Origin of the sequence: Absiella sp. AM29-15 (assembly GCF_003434225.1) — a bacterium.
Taxonomy (GTDB): Bacteria; Bacillota_I; Bacilli_A; order Erysipelotrichales; family Erysipelotrichaceae; genus Hoskinsella; species Hoskinsella hominis.
The window spans coordinates 1-3295 of the sequence record NZ_QVFL01000039.1 but is presented as its reverse complement, the minus strand read 5'-3'; the positions used below and the strand labels follow the sequence as shown (position 1 = coordinate 3295).

Sequence of the window (3295 nt, the reverse complement as noted above, 5' to 3'; positions counted from 1 at the left end):
GGGAATGCGCCAAGAATCCATGATTCTCTTGTTATTTCATCTACTTTACTCATATTGTCACTCCTCGTATCTTTCTTCTTTAACCGCGGTTCCTTTGTACGCCCATATAATAATCCAATAACAAGTTCGTTTCAATACTTTTTTACGAACTTTTGAATATTTTTATGATTTATTTTATTTCTGTAATCGCATACATAAAATTTTAAGAATTATTTTATGAATTTTATGATTGACTTTTTTGAAAATGGTTCATATAATGTAGATGTAGATATTATAAAAAATTGAAAGAGGTGTTTTATATGAATATCGCACAAAAAATTTCCTTCCAGCCACAATTCAGAAATATTATTATGGGTCTTATTTATCTAGCATTTACTGGTTACAGTGTTTACCAAATGGCAATAACCCCACAATTAGAAGGCAAGATTGCTTATCTTATTGTTATCGTAGTTATTCTTGGCATTGCCTTATGGTCTGAATACCTTCGCCATTTATATCAGAAAGCCATTATTATATTAAATAAAGATGGAAATCCTGAAGAAGCGAAGAAAACATTTGACGGTTTATTGAAAAAAGATATCTTTAGAGGATATCGTAAAACCGTATTGATTTTTGATACCTTATATTATGCAGATCAAATGGATGCTCAGGGATGCTTAGATACTTTAGAAAAAGATCATAAATTCTTCCACAGCTGTATGGATAATTTATTAATCTGGGATTATACAAAATTCTACGCTTATTTCCTTATGAATAATCGTACGAAAACCAAAGCGCAATATGAACGTGTGATTAAATTAAAAGATGTAAAAGTAAAAGGTACTAAAATTTCTCCTTTATACAACTGGGAATTTATCGAAGGCGTATACTTAATGTCATGTAAAGATTATAAAAAGAGCATAAAAGCATTCCAGAATGTAAATCCAAAGAATATGAATAACCGCGAATTGATGCATTATTATTACCAATTTGCACAGGCTTATCTGGCCAATCATGACAAAGAACACGCAAAAGAAATGTTAGAAAAAACAATAGCATTAAATGGCAATGCGAAAATGAAACAAAGCGCAGAAAAACTATACAAAAGTCTGTAAATAGCTTATAATGTATTTATAAAAAAGAAGAAGGGTTATAAAATGAAAATGAATAAAGAAGTCGTTGATGAGCGACGAAAAAAAGTCATGTCGAAAATTCAAATTCAGGGCAAAGTAAACGTCGAAGATTTAGCAAATGAATTGCATGTATCACCTTTAACGATTCGTAGAGATTTACAATATTGGGAGGAACAAGGTGCTGTTGAACGCTATTATGGCGGCGCAAGATTAATTCAGTCTTTTGTTGACAATAACGAAATTGAAGATAACAATGAGCCTTATAAACATGCGATTGCAAAGTATGCAGCACAATATGTGGAAGATGGAGATACAATTTTCATTAATACAAGTTCTACTGCATTGCTGGTATTGAAATATATCCGAAATAAAAGAGTTACTGTAATTACAAATAATGGAAAAGCTATTTTTATGGAACATGATCCACTTGTTTCTATTGTATTAAGTGGTGGTGAATTACGTATTCCAAAGGAATCTATGGTTGGAGATTTCGCATTAAATAACTTGAACCGTGTAACTGCAAATAAAAGTTTCTTAGGATGTAGCGGTTTTGATGTTCATACTGGTATGAGCACCGCCATCCTACATGAAGTTTCCATTAATGAAACAATGATTAATCGTTGTCAAGGAGAAACTTTCTTATTGGCAGATTATACAAAGATTGGCAATGTACATCAATTTGTTGTGGCAGATGTGACATCATTCCAATATTTGATAACAGATAATCGTGTTTCTAAAGATTTACTTGAAGAATTTCAGGATGTAGGCATCCATGCAGTAGGATTAACACCTCTTTATAATTACTAACAAAAAGCAGAATTTCTGCTTTTTTTCTTTATGATCCTTACATTTATTTATGTTATCATTAAGAATATGGAAAATGCTCGCATACATTAGCTTGCAAGCATTTTAAAATACTAATTTATTTAGCACTTTTTTTATACTATTTTTTGATATCTATATTAATATAATTTATAAGCTTACTGAAATCTTCTTTGTTACAAAAATCACTTGTAATAAGAAGTCCACCTTTCAAAAAAGATAATTTCTCATCATTAAACACTAATATAAGCTCACTTTCATTAACAATTATTGATTTTTTCCTATTTATTTTTGCTCTTTTACTGTTACTTATCAAAATATTATTATTAAGATTAATATTAATCTCTTTATTTTTGAACTTAAAATATACAGCGATAGCGTATATATAGTTTTTGAAAAAAAGAATAATTAAACATATTAAAATAGTGATATTAGGAATATCTAAAATATCTTTTAAATAGGAATAAAAAATCATACACACAAGTAAATATATGGATAATAATACTTTCACAATATTTAAAAAAGGTAAATACGAATCTAAAAACATTTTACAATATGGAATAATTTCTTTATAACTTGAATATGCTAATTTAATTTTCATAATAATCACTCCTAATGCATTCATTATATTCTTATGTTATTGATTTTTCTATATCTTCTTATGATATCATAAATAAAAATGGAAGAATATAAACGAGGAAAATATAATAAAAATAAATAATGATAATTATTGTTTGACTATTATAAAAGGCAGTAGAAATGTTAGAAAATAAACATTTCTACTGCCTTTTTGAAACACCATAAAAATTCTGAACCTTGTTTTTTATTATCTTTAAATTCCAAATTTTTCGTCAATTGCCAATAAATCTTCTTTTGTTTCCGCATCAATCATTGCTTGTACAAGTTCCTTATTGCATAATACGGTCGCAAGCTGCATCATCTGTTGCATGTGTGTATCATGATCAACACTTGCTAAAACGAAATAAATTCTTGCATCTTTATCCGGATCTCCTTCTACAAAGTGAACAGGTTTTGCTACACGCATAAAACTGATTTCAGTTCCATGTACACCATCCCCACCTTCTGTTGAGTGAGGCATTGCGATATTTGGTGCTAATACAATATAAGGCCCATATTTTGCAATACATTCAAAAATGGAATCAATATAACTTTGTTCAATAACCCCTTTATCCAATAATGGTTTACAGCTGGCAACTACAGAATCACGCCAGTCATCAAACCCTTCATGAAAACAATATAAATCTTTTTCTATAAGTTCCTTAAACATGATTTAACCTCCAATATTATAGAATTGATCTGAATGGAACGTTTGGTTCATCAGTAAAGCAATCTTCAAATCC

Annotated in this window: 4 protein-coding genes; 2 read left to right on the top strand and 2 right to left on the bottom strand. The window is 29.2% G+C overall.

Features of this window, described 5'->3' with window-relative positions:
• Positions 1–299 precede the first annotated feature (299 nt).
• Both DW761_RS20690 and DW761_RS20685 read left to right on the top strand, forming a co-directional pair.
• Positions 300–1094 carry a tetratricopeptide repeat protein gene (locus DW761_RS20690; RefSeq protein WP_117456283.1) on the top strand — a complete coding sequence of 265 codons (795 nt, stop codon included), beginning with the start codon at positions 300–302 and terminating at the stop codon, positions 1092–1094.
• Between the two features lie 42 nt (positions 1095–1136).
• A complete protein-coding gene (locus DW761_RS20685) occupies positions 1137–1919 on the top strand; it encodes a DeoR/GlpR family DNA-binding transcription regulator (protein ID WP_117456281.1) in 783 nt (260 codons plus the stop codon).
• A 136-nt stretch (positions 1920–2055) separates the two neighbouring features.
• Here DW761_RS20685 and DW761_RS20680 read toward each other — a convergent pair whose 3' ends face one another.
• Together DW761_RS20680 and DW761_RS20675 are read right to left on the bottom strand one after the other, a co-directional pair.
• Entirely contained in the window at positions 2056–2535 is a 480-nt protein-coding gene (locus DW761_RS20680) for a hypothetical protein (RefSeq protein WP_117456279.1), read from the bottom strand.
• Positions 2536–2766: 231 nt separating this feature from the next.
• Entirely contained in the window at positions 2767–3222 is a 456-nt protein-coding gene (locus DW761_RS20675) for a PTS sugar transporter subunit IIA (RefSeq protein WP_117456277.1), read from the bottom strand.
• Between the last annotated feature and the right edge of the window lie 73 nt (positions 3223–3295).

Bases quoted from the DNA above. Each gene is read 5' to 3' on its own strand.
- DW761_RS20690 (WP_117456283.1), top strand. From the start codon at position 300: ATGAATATCGCACAAAAAATTTCCTTCCAGCCACAATTCAGAAATATT.
- DW761_RS20685 (WP_117456281.1), top strand. From the start codon at position 1,137: ATGAAAATGAATAAAGAAGTCGTTGATGAGCGACGAAAAAAAGTCATG.
- DW761_RS20680 (WP_117456279.1), bottom strand. From the start codon at position 2,535: ATGAAAATTAAATTAGCATATTCAAGTTATAAAGAAATTATTCCATAT.
- DW761_RS20675 (WP_117456277.1), bottom strand. From the start codon at position 3,222: ATGTTTAAGGAACTTATAGAAAAAGATTTATATTGTTTTCATGAAGGG.